General features: G+C 57.9%; 11 protein-coding genes and 1 tRNA gene. 6 read left to right on the forward strand and 6 right to left on the reverse strand.

Annotated elements, in window-relative coordinates; genetic code table 11:
* The first annotated feature begins 108 nt into the window (after positions 1-108).
* The 3 genes from XX99_RS24575 (at position 109) to XX99_RS24585 (ending at position 6,186) form a co-directional block, all read left to right on the forward strand.
* Positions 109-459, forward strand: a complete 351-nt coding sequence (locus XX99_RS24575) for a hypothetical protein (RefSeq protein ID WP_050062057.1) — start codon at positions 109-111, stop codon at positions 457-459.
* Between the two features lie 17 nt (positions 460-476).
* Entirely contained in the window at positions 477-2,717 is a 2,241-nt protein-coding gene (locus XX99_RS24580) for a glycoside hydrolase family 3 C-terminal domain-containing protein (protein WP_050062058.1), read from the forward strand.
* 112 nt (positions 2,718-2,829) lie between these two features.
* On the forward strand, positions 2,830-6,186 hold the full coding sequence (locus XX99_RS24585; RefSeq protein ID WP_231581600.1) for a TonB-dependent receptor: 3,357 nt from the start codon (positions 2,830-2,832) through the stop codon (positions 6,184-6,186).
* Between the two features lie 97 nt (positions 6,187-6,283).
* On the opposite strand, the gene XX99_RS27530 is transcribed toward XX99_RS24585, so the two are convergent.
* A tRNA-Sec gene (locus XX99_RS27530) sits at positions 6,284-6,378 on the reverse strand.
* 82 nt (positions 6,379-6,460) lie between these two features.
* On the opposite strand from XX99_RS27530, the gene selD reads away from it, so the two are divergent.
* The 3 genes from selD to selB are packed head-to-tail and all read left to right on the forward strand — an operon-like array spanning position 6,461 to position 10,990.
* Positions 6,461-7,528 carry a selenide, water dikinase SelD gene (gene selD, locus XX99_RS24590; RefSeq protein ID WP_050062059.1) on the forward strand — a complete coding sequence of 356 codons (1,068 nt, stop codon included), beginning with the start codon at positions 6,461-6,463 and terminating at the stop codon, positions 7,526-7,528.
* Positions 7,529-7,574: 46 nt separating this feature from the next.
* Positions 7,575-9,053, forward strand: coding sequence for an L-seryl-tRNA(Sec) selenium transferase (selA, locus tag XX99_RS24595; RefSeq protein WP_050062060.1), 1,479 nt, complete (start codon positions 7,575-7,577; stop codon positions 9,051-9,053).
* Positions 9,054-9,091: 38 nt separating this feature from the next.
* On the forward strand, positions 9,092-10,990 hold the full coding sequence (gene selB / locus XX99_RS24600) for a selenocysteine-specific translation elongation factor (RefSeq protein WP_050062061.1): 1,899 nt from the start codon (positions 9,092-9,094) through the stop codon (positions 10,988-10,990).
* Here the strand turns inward: selB and XX99_RS24605 are convergent.
* From XX99_RS24605 to XX99_RS24630, 5 genes are all read right to left on the reverse strand, one after another.
* Entirely contained in the window at positions 10,987-11,961 is a 975-nt protein-coding gene (locus XX99_RS24605) for a polysulfide reductase NrfD family protein (RefSeq protein WP_050062062.1), read from the reverse strand. The two genes, selB and XX99_RS24605, sit on opposite strands and share 4 nt — an antisense overlap.
* Entirely contained in the window at positions 11,962-12,915 is a 954-nt protein-coding gene (locus XX99_RS24610; RefSeq protein ID WP_050062063.1) for a 4Fe-4S dicluster domain-containing protein, read from the reverse strand.
* Positions 12,905-16,204, reverse strand: a complete 3,300-nt coding sequence (gene fdh / locus XX99_RS24615; RefSeq protein ID WP_311732208.1) for a formate dehydrogenase — start codon at positions 16,202-16,204, stop codon at positions 12,905-12,907. The genes XX99_RS24610 and fdh overlap by 11 nt, the downstream gene beginning before the upstream one ends.
* 132 nt (positions 16,205-16,336) lie before the next feature.
* Positions 16,337-17,695 (reverse strand): histidine-type phosphatase, encoded by a 1,359-nt coding sequence (locus XX99_RS24625; protein WP_184084603.1) that lies wholly within the window; start codon positions 17,693-17,695, stop codon positions 16,337-16,339.
* Positions 17,696-17,711: 16 nt separating this feature from the next.
* Positions 17,712-18,707 (reverse strand): YncE family protein, encoded by a 996-nt coding sequence (locus XX99_RS24630; protein ID WP_156186203.1) that lies wholly within the window; start codon positions 18,705-18,707, stop codon positions 17,712-17,714.
* Positions 18,708-18,768 lie beyond the last annotated feature (61 nt).

Below are 18,768 nucleotides of genomic sequence, written 5' to 3' on the forward strand. Positions count from 1 at the left end.
ATGCACGATGCAGCTTATAAAAACTATCGGCTCTCCCTAATCTGAGTGCGTTCCAGAGTTTTGTGGAGGATCCAGCAGTATCCCTCCACGAATGGGAGGGGACTTTGTATGAGACGCATTCTCGGATTCGTCCTCTTGTCGATTTTGTTTTCGGCCAACTTGATGGCTGCCCAGAACTCTCAGACGTTTTATCTCGCCGCCTCTACCCGGGCAGGTAACATCCAGCTTCCTCGTGGGATATACGAGATCACCTGGAGCGCGCCCTCGAAATCGCGAGTGACGTTGACCATCAGGACCGAAAACCAAAAGACATTCAAGATTCCCTCGCGCGTGATCGAGGGAAAGCAGGACCGAATCGGCGTGATCACCTCCGTCGTGGACGGAATTTCGTACCTGCAGGAGCTTGACACCAGCAATGCCAGATTCATACTTCAAAACGAGATAGAAGGGTCCAAATGAGTTCCGTAGGGAGACAAATGCAGAATCGCAAGTTTGGTTTTTACCTCTTTTGCACCGTCATCGCAGCCTTGGGAGCGATCATCGCAACCTCCGTGGCCGCCGCTCAGGTCACGGACCGGCCGTGGATGAATCCTCAACTCTCCCCGGAAGAACGTGCCGAAATGGTTCTCAAGCAGCTCACTCTCGACGAGAAGCTGGCTTTATTGCACGGGAACGGGATGGCTCACGCGTCCCAATGGCAGATGCCTCTCTCCCACCTCACCAACGGCGGTGCGGGATACGTTGAGGGCGTCCAGCGCCTGGGCATTCCCCCTCTGGTAATTTCCGATGCGGGCTATGGGGTGAGAGACAGCGGGGCCAACGGAAGGTATTCGACGGCTATGCCTTCGAGCCTGGGCGCTGCAGCAAGTTGGGATCAAGACTCCGCTTGCGACTTCGGCACTGTGATTGGCCAGGAACTCCGGGCGCAAGGGTTCAATATGACGTTGGGTGGTGGGGTGGATTTAGCCCGCGAGCCAAGGAATGGACGCAGCTTCGAATATGCGGGTGAAGATCCACTCCTCGCGGGCACCGTCGTCGGCAGCCTGATGAAGTGTGAACAGGCGCAGCATGTGGTCGGCGACATCAAGCACTATGTGATGAATGATCAGGAGACGGGGCGTTTCTTTGTGAACGCGGTCATCTCGAAGCGGGCGATGCAGGAATCTGATTTGCTCGCCTTCCATATCGCGATCTCCATCGCGAATCCGGGCGCCGTGATGTGTTCCTATAACCGGACCAATGGCGACTTCGCCTGTGAGAACTCCTACACGCTGCGCGATGTCCTCGAGAAGGAATGGGGCTTCAAAGGATTTGTCATTTCCGATTGGGGTGGAACACACAGCACGGAAAAGGCGTCCGCAGCGGGTCTTGATCAGGAACAGCCTATGGCCGACTTCTTTGGTCCAAAGCTGAAAGAAGCAGTGGAAGCCGGCAAAGTTCCGCAGGCCGAAATAGACGACCATGCACGCCGAGTTCTATATGCGGAGTTTCTGTCGGGAATCGTAGACGATCCGCCGCAGAAGGGCGTGGTGGATGTCGAGAAAGGACTCGAAGTCTCCCAGCGAGTAGAAGAAAAGAGCATCGTTCTGCTGAAGAACAGCCCGGCCGTGCTTCCGATCAATCCATCCAAGGTCCACACCATTGCGATGATTGGCGGTCATGCCGATGTCGGGATGATCTCCGGTGGAGGATCGGCGCAGGTCGATCCTCCTGGCGGCAATGCCATCATGCCTCCCGGTAAAGGCGCGACGATCTGGCAGAAGCCCGTCTGGTTCCCAACTTCTCCCTTAAAGGCGCTGCAGACGAAGCTGCCGAACGCAAAGATTGATTTCGATCCGGGAACCGATCCGCAGTCAGCTGCCAGCCTCGCTAAGTCTGCTGATCTTGCAATTGTCTTTGCATATCAGTGGCTGTCGGAAGACATGGACGTACCCAGCCTTTCGCTTCCGGATAACCAGGATGCATTGATCGAGCAGGTGGCGGCAGCGAATCCGCATACCATCGTCGTGCTCGAAACCGGCACCGCCGTCACCATGCCCTGGATCGACAAAGTGGCGGGCGTGATCGAAGCCTGGTACGCCGGAAGTTCGGGACACAAGGCGCTGGCAAATGTGCTCGTAGGGGACGTCAATCCGGCAGGCAGGCTCCCGCTGTCTTTCCCGAAGAGCGAAGCGGATCTTCCGCATCCCGATGCGCCTAAGATTCCAGAGAACCAGGTGCGCACTGGGGATGTTGCCGACAACGGTGCGCCTACAGCGAATGCTTCGGCCCACGCTGGTTACGCTGTCCGCTACGACGAGGGGCCTGCGGTTGGTTACAAGTGGTATGAAGCACAGAATAGGAAGCCACTGTTTCCCTTCGGCTTCGGTCTGTCTTACACCACCTACACATACTCCGGCTTGTCTGTTGATTCAGCCGCCAGGACTGCGCGCTTCACGGTAAAGAACACCGGTAAGCGAGCGGGCACGGAGATTGCCCAGGTTTACGGGCGTCTTCCGAAAGGTTCCGACGAATCCTTCAAGCGGCTTGTCGGATGGAAGCGAATCACACTTGCTCCTGGCGAATCGCAGACCGTTACGATTACGATCGACGATCGGGCGTTGAAGACCTTTGATGAAGAGAAGAACGTCTGGAACCTGCCTTCGGGCGAATATCAGGTACTGGCCGGGAGCTCGTCGGACAACACGCCTCTGACCGCAAGTCTGGTGGTTCGCTGAATATCCGTCGTTGAAAACGTAGATAGAGAAAGGCGCGGGAGCATTGGAGAACACGATGGGCCGGATTTTTAAAAGAACTCGATGCTCTGCCGGGCAGCTCCTGATGCTCGTATTGGCCTTAACAGTACCGCTTTTCGCACAGGAACAGAGCACCTTCGCCATATGGCATGGCCTGGTGAAAGACAGCGCCGGAACTCCGCTTGTGGGAGCGAAAGTACGACTGAAAGGAGCTTCCACCGGTGAATCAACCACAGCGGCGGACGGAAGTTTTTCTCTTGTTGCTCTGCCGGCCGGAGAGTACAAGCTCACGATTGTTGCGAATGGAAAGACCGCTACTTATGCGCAGACGATTACTTTGGCCTCGGATTCACCTGCCGCGTTAATCACCGTGTCGAACAGCCGTCAAATCACGGTGGCTGCGCAGCAGCAGACGGACCAGAAAGGCAGCGAGAAGCTCTCAAGTCAGAAGGTGAACGAGCTGCCGTTGAACGGACGCGATTTCAGTACGCTGCTTCTGCTCGCGGCAGGCACCATGACAGACGCGAATGGCGCTACGAACTTTACACAGCAATTTGCGATCAATGGACAGCGTGGTGTCGAAGCAGTGTTCGCGATGGATGGAGCGGACATCAGCGATCCGGAAATGGGCGGGAGCACATTCACGAATTTCAACGTGGATGCAATTCAGGATCTGCAATCAAGTTCGGGCTGGATGCCGGCCGAGATCGGACGCGGCGCCGCCGGTTTCACAAACATTGTGACACGGTCGGGCCAGAGTGGGTTTCATGGATCGTTCTTCGAGTTCATAAGAAACTCCGCTCTTGACGCACGGAATTATTTCGATCACCCGTCAGTTGCGGAGCCGGGCAGGATCCCGCCGTTCCGAAGAAATGAATTCGGATTCACGAACGGCGGACCGGTCGTTCTGCCCCACGTCTACGACGGGCGCGGCCGTACATTCTATTTTGGACAGTACCAGGGCTTCCGGCAGGTGCTTGGAACCACGCAGGTGCTGGCCGTGCCGACAGCAGATGAGCGGAGAGGCCAGGACACAGTGACCTACCCCGACGGCAGCACGGACACCCTGCAGGTGAATGTCAATCCTAAGATCGCAACTGCATTTGCCCGATACCCGCTTCCAAACAACCCGACTGGCGCATACGGGCCTCGAACATACTCCGCGCCGTCGAAGGTCGACACGGACGCCGATCAGTTTTCCATTCGCATCGATCAAACGTTGGGAGCAAAGGGGCAGTTTTTCGGTCGATTCAACTACGATAACCTGACCGGACCAACGACGAATCCCGACCAGACACTCCTCGATCCCACCTTCGGTGTGCAGTATGTCGATAGACAGCGAAACGTAGTATTCACCTACACGCGCACAGAGTCGCCGCAGTTTCTCTGGTCGTCGTCGCTGAGCATTACGCGGACGACTCCATCCTTTCCGACACAAAACTACACCGACCCGGCACTGAAGTTCACGGATGGCCTCTACGAGGCATTCAATTCAGCGGCGGGATCGGTGATGTCCGCATTCGGCAATCTGTTTCACGGACAGGTGGATTTCGTGAGGACGACACCGCAGCATGCAGTGAAGTGGGGTATCGAGGCACGCCTCAATCGAGACACCACCTATTTCGGCACCAGCCCGAACGGGGAATACGACTTCGGCGGTGGAACGGTCTATTCGCCCGTATTTATTCCTTCTGCATCCGGAGAGCACAACGTGCAGGTGGGCGATCCCCTGCCCGACACGCTGAGCAGTTTGCTGGTCGGGTATCCGTATGGGTATACGATCGCCGTCGCCCCACCCTATCTGTCGAACGGACCACACATCGGGCCGGCGGCAATCAACAGGAACGACGTGAATGTCTATGTACAGGACACATGGAAAATCAACCGGCAGTGGGAGCTCGATTACGGGCTGCGATATGAGTTATACACACCGATAACTGAGCGGGCGAAACGGACAGCAGGTTTTCTAGACGCGAATCCGCCGGCCGGAGTCGAGCAGGAGTACGTAATCAATCCTCAGCCCGGCTACCAGACGGGTTGGAATGGCTGGGAGCCCCGTGTGCAAGTGAATTGGAATGCGCCACAAGCCGTGCGTGTGCACGCAGGTGCAGCGATCACGGTAATTCCACCGAACATCTGGCAGGACAACTCTCTCACAGGATCGACGCCGTTTGTGATCTATCCCCGCGTCAATGCGACGAAGAACGGCGAAATTGCCTACGGATTCCAGATCACACCCGGCGAACTACCGCAGGTTTATTCCCCTGAGGGTGTAAGCGTATTAGCCAGTGGCGATACAAAGAAGGTTCCAGCGAATACCGTGATGGACGTGAATCGATACCAGGAAGATCTGGCGGCATTGTCGCCGGGCAATCAGCTATCTCTGCTGAATCTGAGCGGGATCGATCGCCGCTTCAACAATGCCTATCTCCAGACCTGGACGCTCGGCGTGGAGCGGGCATTCGGCAGGCTGACAGCCGATGCGGCGTATGTCGGAACAGCGGCGTTTCGCCTTCCCCGGTTTTCATACCCCAACGCATATCAAGGAGCGGGTCCGGGATTCGCGAAATATACGAACTTCGACAGTGATGGCGTCGCAACTGGAGGTTTCGGGTTTGAGTCTGTGACTACCGATACATCGCATTCCTCCTATCACGCGTTGCAGACTTCATTGTCAGGACAGGTTGGACACGGCGGTCCGGGATTGCAGGCGGGATACACCTGGAGCAAATCGCTGGATGACGTGAGCGGCGTGCTGGGAGGAACAGGTTCGACGGGCGCGGTATCTCTGTTCAGCCCGCAGAACCCTTTCGACACACATGCAGAGAAAGGCCCGTCAAACTTCGATGTGACACACGCCTTCACTTTGAGCGCAGCCCAGGACATGCATTTGCAGAGTCTGGGAGACCAGCCCGCTCTGATACGACCGTTAACTCAGGGATGGCAGTTGCTGAGCATCTCGACGATCACCAGTGGCGCGCCGTTCACCATTTACTCAGGGATTCAGCAGACGGGCGCGGGGACAATAGGGGCGGACCGGCCCGACCAGATTGGCAAGCCGATCCTCTCGACGTCTCATAGCGCAACTCGCCGACGGGAAGACTACTTTGGACTCGGTGATGCCAACGCAACATTCTTTTCGATTCCTATCGGGATACCGGATGGAACCGGACCGAACTCGGGGCGATTCGGAACCCTCGGACGGAATAGCTTCCGCGGGCCGGCTTACTATGACTTCGACTTTGCTGTCATTAAGACAACGCCGATTGCCCATCGAAGCAATGGCCTGGAGCGTGCCGACCTTCAGTTTCGCGGAGAGTTCTTTAATGTGTTCAACGTGGTGAATATGGGGCTGCCGGCGAACACGATCAAAGGATCGGGGTTTGGAGTGATCAGCAAGACAGCAGGGACCTCCCGGCAAATTCAGTTTTCCCTGAAGCTCATCTATTAAGAGACCGCGATTCCGATGGAGCCATGGCGGCGACGCCATCGCGGAAGTCTCCGACGAAGAACTCGTGAACCCATCCAAAACCGAGTCGTTGCGGACTTGGCGGAAGTGCGTGTGAGTCGAACACACCGTCACCCGTTAAGAGCGACCGCCGGTTTTGAAGACCGGGAGGATCACCGGAGCCTAGGCACTTCCAATTTCGCAAGGACGTCTGATGCCGCTGCATCCTTGCCGAAGTAGGTATGATCTTATCTGAGAATCAGGCGGAAAATACTGGATGAGAGATTCTGCAACTGTAAGACTGACACAACAGGTCAAGGCCGGCGGGTGTGCAAGCAAGCTGGCGCCCGGTTCGCTTGCGGCCGTGCTATCGAGGCTTCCGAAGCAAAGCGACTCAAATTTGCTCGTGGGGTTCGACACCTCTGATGACGCAGGTGTCTATCGGATCGCGCCTGATCTTGCAGTTGTCCAGACCGTCGATTTTTTTACTCCTCTTGTCGACGACCCTTTTACCTTCGGTCAGATTGCCGCTACCAATGCATTGAGCGACGTTTATGCAATGGGTGGCCGGCCAGTGACGGCTCTTTCGATTGTGTGTTTTCCCCAAGAGGGCGACCTCGACCTCCTCGAACAGATTATGCTCGGCGGCATGACGAAAATGGGCGAGGCTCAGTGTGTTGTCGTTGGTGGGCACAGCGTCCGCGATCCAGAGATCAAATTCGGATACGCAGTTACCGGGCTGATTGATCCAGACCACGTTTATATCAATGCGGGCGCGGTTCCCGGGGATGTCCTGATCCTCACCAAGCCGATTGGCACGGGTGTAATTACAACAGCGCTGAAGCGCGACCTTGCGCAACCAAGTTGGGTGGAGAACGCGGTGCGGTCTATGACCACCCTCAACCGCGCGGCTTCTGCGGCCGTTACCAGTGCGACCGGCATCCATGCAATGACCGATGTTACGGGTTTCGGTTTGATGGGGCACGGTCGCGAACTGGCAATAGGCAGCGGAGTGACGATAGAGATCGTAGTGGACCAGGTGCCGCGCATTGAGGGGGCTCTCGAAGCGATCCATCTCGGCGCGATCCCTGCCGGGCTTTTGGCAAATCGCGAGTTCGCAGAATGCGTGAGTGCAGATGCGCCCGGCTCTCTAATTCCTGATGACCTACGAACCTTGCTCTATGATCCGCAAACGGCGGGGGGCCTATTGATTTCCATCGCTCCAGAAAACGCGGGCTCCCTGCTGGATTCATTGCACGCTGCGGGCCTGAACGCGGCCAGAATCGGCTCCGTTCTAGGGCCTTATACTGCGGGACAGGGCGCACCCGCCATTCTCTTGCGATAGCGGCATAGGATCACGGGCACTCCACTTCAGGGAATAGAGTCAGGTCATGAAACGCAGCGAGAACACGACGGGCGATCCCGAGGCTGCGAGTCTGTACAGCCTTTTGCCCTCGATCAATCGTCTCTTACTCGCTCCCGAATTCGCCATAATCCTGCAATCCGAATCCCACAGCACAGTGGTTCGCGCCATGCGAGACGTTCTTTTTCGCATCAGGCAGGAGATAGCTGAGGGACTCCATACGCCGGCCAGCCTAAATAGTTTTCTGATTGGGCTCCATCTGGCAGTTACCCGCGAGATCAGCCAGAGTAAGCGGTATTCCCTGCGACGCGTCATCAACGCGACCGGCGTGATCCTTCATACGAATTTAGGCCGAGCTCCTCTCAGCGCGTCTGCTCTCTCACACATTCAGGAAATTGCTGCGGGCTATTCCAATCTCGAACTCGATCTCGAAACTGGAGAGCGGAGCCGCCGTGATGTCCACACAGAAGAGCTACTTCTGCGTCTGCTCAACTTCAACGCAGGCAAACTCAAAGCGAGCTCCACGGCCCCCCCAAGATCTGCGGTCGTCGTAAATAACTGCGCCGCTGCTACATTTCTCGCACTCAACTCTTTGGCCGAGGGAGCGGAAGTGATCGTCTCCCGAGGTGAGCTCGTCGAGATTGGCGGCGGTTTTCGTATTCCTGAGATTCTTGCCAAATCAGGGGCGCGCCTGCGAGAAGTCGGCACGACTAACCGAACCAAGTTAGCCGACTATGAGAGCGCCATCTCCTCCGATACTGGCCTTATCTTGCGTGTTCATCAATCGAACTTCAGCATGGAGGGCTTCACCGAGAGGCCGACATTGCAGGATCTTGTCTCGCTGGGACGCCGCCGGGGCATTCCAGTTTTCGACGACCAAGGCACAGGCTTGGTCTGCTCGTTAGACGACCTGGGAGCCCGAGCGGAGCCAACGTTGTTCGACAGCGTCGACGCCGATCTTGTCTCCGCTAGCGGGGACAAGTTGCTGGGCGGTCCACAGTGCGGCCTCCTTGTCGGCAAAGCTGATCTGATCGACCGCATCCGCAAAAATCCCTTGCTGCGAGCGCTTCGCGTCGACAAGCTTACTTATGCAGCGCTCGAAGCAACGCTTGGGGATTACCTATCGGAGAAGGCGGATTCAGTTCCAGTCGTAAATATGATTCGTCTATCTCCGCTGGACATTCAAAAGCGGTGCGAGTGGGTTGCCGATCAGGTGTGCTCCGACAAGCTTTTCGCAGAAGCGGTTCCAGTCCTCAGCCTCATCGGTGGCGGGACCGCGCCTTCGGCCCGGCTGCAGAGCTCCGCCGTGTCTCTGCGCCATTCGACGCTCCAGGCTCAGACGCTGCTGCATACCCTGAGGCGGCTTGATCCACCGGTGATCGGCCGCGTCAGCGATGATGCTGTACTCCTGGACCTCCGGACGGTTGAACCTGAATTCGATGCGATCCTCGCGACGCTACTGCGGCAGGCAATCGGCAATGGATCACACTCGTCGGTTCGTGAGTGATTTTCTTCGATCACGGTCTTGAATAAAATCCTCCCAGCATGACTAAGCCAAGCAAATCTATCGTCATTGGAACAGCCGGCCACATCGATCACGGTAAGACTATGCTCGTGCGTGCACTCACGGGGGTTGACACCGACCGCCTGCCGGAAGAGAAGCGGCGTGGCATCACCATCGATCTGGGATTCGCTTTTCTCGACGCAACAGGGCCTGACGGCAGCTCCTGGCGAATCAGTTTTGTCGATGTTCCCGGTCATAGTCTCTTTATTCGCAACATGCTCGCCGGCGCCGGCTGCATCGATGCAGTTCTTTTGGTCATTTCTGCTGAAGAAGGCGTGAAGCCACAGACCGAGGAACACCTCGCGATCTGCACTCTCCTCGGGGTCCGCCGTGGTCTGACCGTCGTCACCAAAGCCGATGCCGTCAGCCCCGCCCGCCTCGAACAGGTCTGCTCTGATATCCGAACCTTTCTTTCCGATACCTTTCTTGAAGAAAGCCGCGCCGCGATTCTCCCCGTGAGCGCACATACCGGCCAAGGGATCGATGAGCTTCGGCGCGAACTGCTGTCTCTAGCCATGAGCGCAACTTCCCACAATCCTGATCATCTGCCCAGGCTTCCGCTCGATCGTGCTTTTGTGATGAAGGGATTTGGCACCGTCGTCACGGGCACCTTGCTTTCGGGAGAACTCCAGGTGGGTGAATCTCTCACCCTCGAACCGGGAAGCCGCAGCGTACGCGTGCGCGGGATGCAGACCCACGGCCGTCCTGAAGAGCGTGTCGAGTCCGGTTCGCGCGTGGCCCTGAATCTAGCGGGTATTGAAGTCTCGGATGTCAGCCGGGGCCAGACTCTGGTCTCAGAGGGAACACTGACCTCGACATCCGTTATCGACGTCGACGCGATGTTATTGCCGGGATCATCCGTGGTGAAGCATCGATCAAGAGTACACTTTCATGCCTTCACTTCTGATACGCTGGCCACCGTTTCGCTCTACGGTTACGAAGCAGCAGAGCCGGGTGTTCGCCGGCTCATGCGCCTCAAACTCCAGCAGCCTATTGTGCTTGTGCCAGGCGATCATTTTGTATTGCGCCAGCCTTCTCCTGCCGCCACCATTGGCGGAGGACGAGTTCTCGACGCACATCCCCTCCCCAATCTGCGAAAGGCGAAGTGCCTGGCGTGGTTGGAGAGCTTGAAGGATACGTCACCCGAAGAGCAGCTTCTATTGCGGGTTGCGCGCCGAGGCAGCGTGGGCCTTGCCATGCATGAGCTGATGGCTGAAACCGGGTTTACACCAGAGGCCCTGGAGCGGCACGTTGAACGGTTTGTCAGCAGCGGCCATCTGTTTCGTATTCCCGGCAATCGACTGCTCTCCAAAGAGTGCGCAGAGACCGGTATCAACGACATTTCCAACCGTCTCAAGAAGAGCGCAAAGAGCGATGGCCTCAAGCGGTCAGAATTGAAGGGCCAAACCGGTTTGAATGCGGCGATCTTTGACTTCCTCATTGAGACGCTTGCGAGCAGGCAGGAAATTCGGCTGCAGGACGAACGCATTTACCCAGCCGGGCAACCGCAAAGCATCGATCCGGATCTCAAGCAGCGGTCGGCAATTGCCACAATCTATGAAGCGGCTGGTCTGGCTGCTCCTTCATCTTCTGAAGTTGCAGTGAAGCTCGGACTCAACGAAAGCGAAATGCGCAGGCTCATGACACGTCTGCTTCGCGAAAAAATATTGATCAAGATGGGCACCGATGCACTGTATATCCACCATGGAGCGCTTGAAACATTGCGCGGCCGGGTGCGGGAGTTGCGCGGTCAAATGCTCGACGTCTCGGGCTTCAAGCAGCTCACCGGGTTATCGAGGAAATACGCGATCCCACTTCTTGAATATCTCGACCGGGAGAGAGTCACTCGCAAGGACGGAGAGAAGCGTTTGGTGCTTTAGAGCCTTCGAGATTGGCCGTCCATCGCAATGTCCCTGGATGATTCGCCGCTTCGGACTTCCAATTCCGCAGCGTGGGGTATCTTGACGTACACGGAACGGATGAGCCAGCTTTGCGCTAAAAGAACAATCACGGCAGCCAAGATAAAGACCAGACCGCGATTGAGGATCATCAGGCCGAAAGGGATCAGCGTCCCGGCAGCGATGAGCACACCAACTCGCCACTGCTGCTTGCCGGTATAGAGTTGCGCATGGATCGTCCGAAGGTTTGCAAACAACAACGCTAAAGGGATCACGTTGAGCACGAGCAGTACGAGAAAGGCGGTGTGGAGGATCGCGACCGCCTGCGTTTGTCTCATCAGAGCAGACAGGATAAGAAACTCGCCGCAGCCCATCAGGAGGGCTGAATTCGTGAGATAACCACCCAGCCAGCGTGCGTCTTTCCAACCGGGTTGCGCGTTCGTGCTGAGCAAGACGCCCTTATAGGCCGCGGCGCCGAAGCCAGGCAGCAGTCCTAAGACCACGGCGAGTATGTGGGCCCACCCAAAATCAAAACCCAGTTCGGCCAGCAGGCTAAGCCCTGCCGCCGCGGTCAGCGGGAGGGAAAAGATCGTCAGGCACCACGTTCCCACCGACATTGGCGAGGCGGGCTTGAAAATCCTCAGCATGTGATGGAAGCGCAACGGATCACCCAGATCCAGCACGAGCAATCCCATGTCAGCGAGAAAAAGCACGAGCGCGACCGGATAAGCAATTTTCGCTCCGCGCATGAAGACCGCGGGCGCGGCCAGTTCACTGACCGCGGCAACCAGGAACAGTCCCATCGCCATGCCGTTGAGCAAAGCGTCCCAGGCGATAATGCCGTGCCACCCCGGCACCTTCGTCACCGGCATATTTTCATAGCCGACCTCGCTCCCTCCTTCCGGCAAGGGAGGTTCGGCAAAGGCGTGCTGCGATTTGGAGTTGGTGTGCATTCAGGGCTTCAAAAGAAAAACTACGATGAGCAGTGCCGCAATCGCGGCCAGGCCGCCTGCGACGGAACGAACATAATCTCCCGCCATATGCAGCCACGGATTGAATGGAGCATCCGGCAAGCCATAGACGGAAGGGCGATCGACAAGCAGATAAAAGGAGTGCATCGCGGAATAGGTGTCGGTAGGGGCGTCGCCGTAAAGGTACGCCTGCGGGAGTCCGCGCTGGTGAAGTTCTTCCACACGTTTGCGGGCCTGTTCGCGAAGCTCGTCGATCGGGCCGAAGTGAATGGACTGGGTTGGGCATGCCTTGGCGCAGGCCGGCTCCAGTCCGTCACGCTGGCGATCGTAACAAAGCGTGCATTTGTGCGAATGACCGCCCATGTCGCTGCGCGTGATGACGCCGAACGGGCAGGCCGCCACGCAGGACGAGCAACCGTTGCAGATGTCCGCCTGGATATAAATGTTCTCGAACTCGTTTTGGATAATGGCGCCAGTAGGACAGGCCAGATGGCAGGGCGACGCCACGCAGTGCTTGCAATGGTCGCTCATCATGAGCCAGCGGTTCAGAATCTGCTCGTCGTAGACGGTGCCGGGCTCCACGTTAAGGGAACCGTTTGGAGAAATAAGCGTGCTTGGCGATCCGTCGGAGAATTGTTCGATGAATTTCACATGGCGCCACGTCGTCGCCGACAATTCCGTCGTATTGTCATAGCTATTGCCGGACCAGTTAAAGCCATCCGAGGGCAGCTGGTTCCACTGCTTGCATGCGACCTCGCAAGCCTTGCAGCCGATGCACACGGTCGTGTCCGTGTAAAAGCCGGTAGCCGGACGAGGCTGGGGCGCCTCACCACGCAGGAACGGATAGATCAGACGCCGCATCAGCTCCGACAGCGGGCCGCGCGGCGGATCGCTGGTCTGAGTCAGAGCGGATAGTTCCTTTTCCCTACTTGCCATGTCCGAGCCTTCCTTCTGGTTGCGCGCTATCCGGCGTGTCCGGGATGGGATCGAGGGTCGGCCAGTGGGCCGTGGGCACCGTTGGTTGCGGAGCCGGACCTTCGAGCCGCCCGGCCTGGACCTGGCAGGTGAACGCCTTGCTTTCGTGCATGCTCACGTTCGGGTCGGCCATCAGAGCGGTTAGGTCGTTGGCATTGCCGCCGACACTCTCGCCAGCGAAAGCCCAGTGGAACGGGAGGCCGATCTGGTGAACCACGCGTCCTTCGATAACAAACGGCCGTAGCCGCCTGGTCACCATGGCGCGGGCCTCGATTCGTCCGCGCGGCGTCTGTATTGTCATCCAGCCGCCGTGAACAATGCCGCGCTCGGCGGCCAGCTCGAAGCTCAGCTCGGCGAACATCGCCGGCTGCAATTCGTTGAGCCAGCTGTTGAAACGGCTCATCGGTCCGCTAAGGTAATGCTCGGTGAGACGGAAAGTTGTCGCCACCACGGGATATTCAGCTGTCGGCGCGTGGGCGATGCGATTCAGCGGTCCGTCGAAAAAGCGCACCATCGGGCTGGAACTGTGTTTGGGATAGAGCAGGTTGCCCAGCGGCGACTCGACCGGCTCGTAGTGCGTCGGAAGAGGACCGTCCTTGGTGCTGGGTGAGTACAGCCAGCCCAACCCGTCAGCTTTGGTGATGAACGGCGTTGTGCCGGCGATGGCTGCCATGCCCTTCGCGCCAGGAGGTGGTTCGTAATCGGGTGCCTTCTCGAGCTCGAAGTCCGGTTTGTCGGGACCGGACCATTGCCGCTTCTCAAAATCCCACCAGATCAGTTTCTTTCGCTCCGACCACGGGCGCCCTTGGGGATCGGCAGAGGCGCGGTTGTACAGGACGCGGACATTGTTCGGCCAGGCAAAGCCCCATTCCGGCTGGACCGGGTTATCCGTGATCTTGCGTTCGTCGGCGCGGTTGCGGTGCGGCTCGGGAAAGACACCGCTGTAGATCCAGCAACCACATGCCGTTGTTCCGTCGTCCTTCAGCTCCGAGTAGCTGCTCAGAAGACGTGGCCGGCCGGTGCGCGGGTCGGTTTCAACGAGCCGGTGACCGTTTATCTCCATGAGCACCTTTTCCAGGTCCGGCTCCCCTTCGATACGGCTGGGCGTTCCATCGGGCAGATGCGGGTGTTCGTCGTAGTCGTAGTCCCAGGTAAGGTTCAGCAGCGCCTGATCCCTTGGGTCGGTCGATCCGGCGTAAAGCTTCTTGAGTCGCTTCCCCAGATTGTAGAAAAACCAGGCGTCGGAACGGCAGTCGCCCGCCGGATCGATAGCTTTCTTGTGCCATTGGATGAGCCGCTGGGTGTTGGTTAAGCTGCCCTCTTTTTCCTGCGCGGCCGCGGCGGGAATGAAGAAGACTTCGGTCCCGATCTCGGACGGCGGCGGCCCCTTAGGATCGTTCTTCCAGAAAAGAGCGCTTTCCGTCTCGAACCAGTCAAGAACCACCAGCCACTCCAGGTTGCGCAGGCCGGCACGGTGCACATTGGCGTTGGGTCCGCCCCCGGCCGGATTTTGACCGGCCAGGAAATAACCCTTCACCCCACCCTTTGACATGCGATCGAAGTAGGCCAGTTGCGAATAGTCTCCATCCACACGCGGCAGCCAGGAGAATCCGAAATCGTTCTCCGGGGTCGCAGCGTCGCCATACCAGGCCTTGAGCAGGCTGACAATGAACTTGCTGAAGTTCGCCCAGTAGCCCGTCGGCATCCCTGAGGACTCGATATAAGAACTCAAATCCTCATGCGCCGGATCGTGTGCAGGGGGCTGCGGCAGGTAGCCGGGCAACGTGTCGTACAAGGTGGAGATGTCGGTCGCGCCCTGGATGGTCGAGTGGCCGCGCAGGGCCATGATGCCGCCACCAGGACGGCCCATGTTGCCGAGCAACAGTTGCAAAATGCCGGCTGTGCGTATGATCTGGACGCCGGTGGTGTGCTGCGTCCAGCCCAACGCGTAAGCAATGCAGCTGGTCCGCTCGCGTCCCGAGTTTGTGCAGAGCAATTCCGCGACGCGCTCAAACTCTTCTACCTTGCAGCCACACACCTGGGAAACGACCTCCGGCGTGTAGCGGGCGAAGTGCCGGCGCAAAATCTGCATAATGCAGCGCGGATGCTGCAGGGTCGGGTCGCGCTGCGCGTTGGTCGGGTCTTTGGCCGGCGAGGTGTTGGGTTCATCGCTGCCCTGCAAACTGTGGCCCTGGCCGCCGCCTTTCGCAGACTTTGCCTGGGCCGCGTGCTCCGAACCGTCCTGCTCCGCGTGGCCGTCCCCGGACTCCTCGAAGCCCCAGTGGCCTTGCTTGGAATCGTAGGACTCGTGCTGCTGGTCGAAGCCGCTGAAAAGCCCGGCCAGATCTTCAGTGTCCTGAAAACCCTCCTCGATGATCGTCGAAGCATTGGTATAGGCCAGGACATATTCATGGAACCAGCGGTCGTGAGTTAGGACGTAATTTACGAGGCCTCCAAGGAAGGCAATGTCGCTTCCGGAACGGATGCCCACGTAAAGATCGCACACGGCCGACATGCGGGTGAAGCGCGGATCGACATGGATCAGCGTTCCACCTCTCTCCTTGGCCTTCATGGGCCAGCGGAAGCCGACGGGTTGTGCCTCCGCCATGTTTGATCCCATGAACAGGATGCAGTCGCTATTGGCCATGTCCTGCTGATAATTAGTGGCCGCACCGCGGCCGAACGAGGCGCCCAGACCGGGCACCGAGGCGCTGTGTCATATTCGCGCCTGGTTTTCGATCGATACCACTCCCAAGCCGCCGCCGAGCAGCTTCTTGATGAGGTAGTTCTCCTCGTTATCGATCGTTGCCCCGCCCAATGAGCCGATGCTGCGCACCGAGTTGAGCAAACGGCCTTGTTCGTCGCGAGTGGTAAAGTCGGCGTCGCGAGTGGCCTTGACGCGCTGGGCAATCTGCTCCTGTGCCCACTCCAAACTTCGCGTTTCCCAATGATCTGAATAGGGAGCGCGGTAGAGGACATTGCGGACGCGATGCGAATTGACGGAGAGTTGGAAGGCGTTGGCACCTTTTGGGCATAGATGCCCCCCGCTGATGGGACTTTCAGGATCGCCCTCAATGTCGATGAGCTCGCCGCCCTTGCTATAGATGAGCTGCCCGCAGCCGACGGCGCAGTAAGGACAAATGCCCTCGGTGACGGTGGCGCCGCGCAGCCGCGAAGCCTTTCCCAGTGTCTCTAAGCTGTATGGTTCCCGAGAAGTTTTTGGTTTCCGGGTCAGTGAGAAGCGAAACATAGGGCCTCATCCTTTCAAGCATTCGTCATCAATAAGATGACAAAGAGGGAGCTTAAAAGCGGATATTAGCACAAAAAAAGTAACACCATCTCCTGCTGGAAGCTCGTAGAGGCGCATGCACGAAGGCGCTAGTTAGCGTTCGCCGTGAAGGCTATCGACGAAAGCCGGATCAATCACATTTGTGAGGGTTTGCTGGAACGCGAGCCAATCACATGGAAATCCTTCTGCTCCGGTGCTGCACCCAGGAATGAATAGATTCGCGTCGGGGGGAGCTTGGTCCATGTTGAGGGGAACGGCATTGCGCATCTGTTCCAGCGTTTGCGCCATGTAATAAGTGTGGACCTCATAGCGACCGGCGTCTGGTTTCTGCCAAAGCTCAAAGACCAGGGCTCCTCCCGGAGGCGTATCATCGCGACGCCCGTCCAGAAGCCAATTGAGACCGAGCATCCCGGCAACATTGGCGATGTTTGTGTCGTGCCCCACCAGCACCACAGCGCGGTCGTTCAATTTTCCAAGCGCCCCGCGGAATGGTTTTCCGGAGACCGCTTGCTGCATTGTGTCGGCAATGTGGGCCAGGAGGTTCGAAGCCTGTACAGCGGCCAGGTAGGGTGTGCGGCGGGTAAGGTCGGAGGCGGCCGTGTGCAGATCCATCAGGTGCCTCACGCTCGACGCATCGACGCGACCCCATCCAACCTGCTCCATGGGTAGGCCGTCTGCGTACTCGAGGAGGAAATTTTCGGTGATAGTGGCAGCGGTGTTCAGTGGGCCCTTAAGTTCCGCAAGATGGTCGCCGTTGCCCGCATCGAGGGTGGCCGGTATGTCGAGCAGGAGCTTGCTCGCGGTGTGGCCGGGCGTGGGACATGGAAACGCTGGAACACATCCCAGAAGAACGCTCTGCAGTTGCTCAAGCTGAGGCCGATATGCTGTTGTGACTCCATCGGGATCGTCGCCGATGCGTCCCGCGATTGAGGCGAGAGCACGTTCGTGATCAGGCTTGCCGGCACTCGCGGCCAGTGGATGGAAGAGCGGGTCAGCTGTGCCCTCGATCAGCCAATGCTGCTGCGGCCGCTCATCCCGTGGACACTCGGGGAACATTCCTTCGGCGAGGGACTTTGCCGTCTCGACGGTGCGCTGGTCCGAATCGGCATAAATCGAAACATGGGCGGCGTCGCCGCATCCGTTGCCTGAGATCAGTCCCTGATGCGCAAAGTAGGCTCGATCGTAAGCGCCGAAGATGGCCATGAGCTTCGCGCCGTGCGGAGTGAGGTAGCCCGGAGGCACATCCCACTTGGGCCAAGGCTGCGATGAATACCGGTCCAGCTGCTCATTGCCTCCAGTTGGAGAGCGAACTCCATGGCGAGTAAGGATCAGAACAAATTTAAGCTTGGGAGCCCGAACGTCCGGCATCTGCGCTGATGACGAGTGAACCGCCACAGCGGCAACGAGACTGAGGAGCACTAGCAGGGCTTTATGCAGATAGCTGGTCATCATTGTTTTGCTGAGCGGACTACCTGGTGGAGTACACAAGAATGCTGGCCGCGCTTTCGCCGCTGCCCGGAACTCCCACATAAAGGGTTTTTCGTGAACGCACGAACAGACCAGTCTTTGCGCCCGCGGCCGTATGGATCACTCCTGCCGCCTTTACGTTCTTCTCATCCGTCCTGTAGACGTCGATCGCCCCACTGCCGGCGATCAGATAGACCTGATGCGTTTCGGCATCGTAGAAAAGGTCGTCGGCCCCGGGGTCGGAAGGCAGATTCGCCAATTGTTTTCCCGTATCGCCGTCCAGGACAAGCAACCGAGCGGGCGTCCGACACGCAACGAAAAGGATGTGCTGCTCCTCGTCGTACGCAAGGGGCACATTGTTTTTTGCGCCGGTCAGCTTCCAGATCGTGGACTGCATAGCCGTTCTGCCGTCAATGACGGAAATCTCCGCGGCATCTGCAATATTGGCGAAAACCCTGTCAGTAGATTTATCGACCTCTAATTCTTCGGGATGGGAGGTTGCTGAAATGCTCGCCTTCTGCGTCAGGTTTTTCGTATCGATAACCGCGATCCGGCCGGGATGCGCGGCATCGCTGCCACCATGGCCGACGTAGAGTAGGCCGCTGCTGGCGTCGTAGACCATGTCGTCCGCATCTTCAGAAAGCGGGATGCTCTTCACCAGCCCGAGAGGGGCGCCCCCATAGAGGTCAAGAACTCCGCTTGCTCCATCGGCAACAAACAACTGGCCCGTGGAGGCCATCCAGGCGAGCCCATGGGGCTTCCCCAATCCGGTAAGACTTTGAAGTATTTTGCCGCTGCCTAGGTCGATCACTTCTACGGATTTGTTGCCAGTAGCCGCAGCAAAAATCCTATTGCCAGCCTCATCGACGGCAAAGTGGTCGAACTTACCCTGAACTGCGGGGAGATAAATAGTTTTTTCGAGTACGAGCGGTGGATTCTGGCCACGCAAAGAAGATCCGGCCAAAACCAGTACGCAGCTAACAAGGAACCTTTTCATGAAAAATCTTTCTTGAGAAGCCGGTGAAGATCGGCCTCACAGATATGGTTTTCCCGCGAGG

Origin of the sequence: Silvibacterium bohemicum (assembly GCF_001006305.1) — a bacterium.
In the GTDB taxonomy this organism is placed as follows: domain Bacteria; phylum Acidobacteriota; class Terriglobia; order Terriglobales; family Acidobacteriaceae; genus Silvibacterium; species Silvibacterium bohemicum.

Bases quoted from the DNA above. Each gene is read 5' to 3' on its own strand.
- selD (WP_050062059.1), top strand. From the start codon at position 6,461: ATGAGAGATTCTGCAACTGTAAGACTGACACAACAGGTCAAGGCCGGC.
- selA (WP_050062060.1), top strand. From the start codon at position 7,575: ATGAAACGCAGCGAGAACACGACGGGCGATCCCGAGGCTGCGAGTCTG.
- XX99_RS24610 (WP_050062063.1), bottom strand. From the start codon at position 12,915: ATGGCAAGTAGGGAAAAGGAACTATCCGCTCTGACTCAGACCAGCGAT.
- XX99_RS24625 (WP_184084603.1), bottom strand. From the start codon at position 17,695: ATGATGACCAGCTATCTGCATAAAGCCCTGCTAGTGCTCCTCAGTCTC.
- XX99_RS24575 (WP_050062057.1), top strand. From the start codon at position 109: ATGAGACGCATTCTCGGATTCGTCCTCTTGTCGATTTTGTTTTCGGCC.
- XX99_RS24580 (WP_050062058.1), top strand. From the start codon at position 477: ATGCAGAATCGCAAGTTTGGTTTTTACCTCTTTTGCACCGTCATCGCA.
- XX99_RS24605 (WP_050062062.1), bottom strand. From the start codon at position 11,961: ATGCACACCAACTCCAAATCGCAGCACGCCTTTGCCGAACCTCCCTTG.
- selB (WP_050062061.1), top strand. From the start codon at position 9,092: ATGACTAAGCCAAGCAAATCTATCGTCATTGGAACAGCCGGCCACATC.
- XX99_RS24630 (WP_156186203.1), bottom strand. From the start codon at position 18,707: ATGAAAAGGTTCCTTGTTAGCTGCGTACTGGTTTTGGCCGGATCTTCT.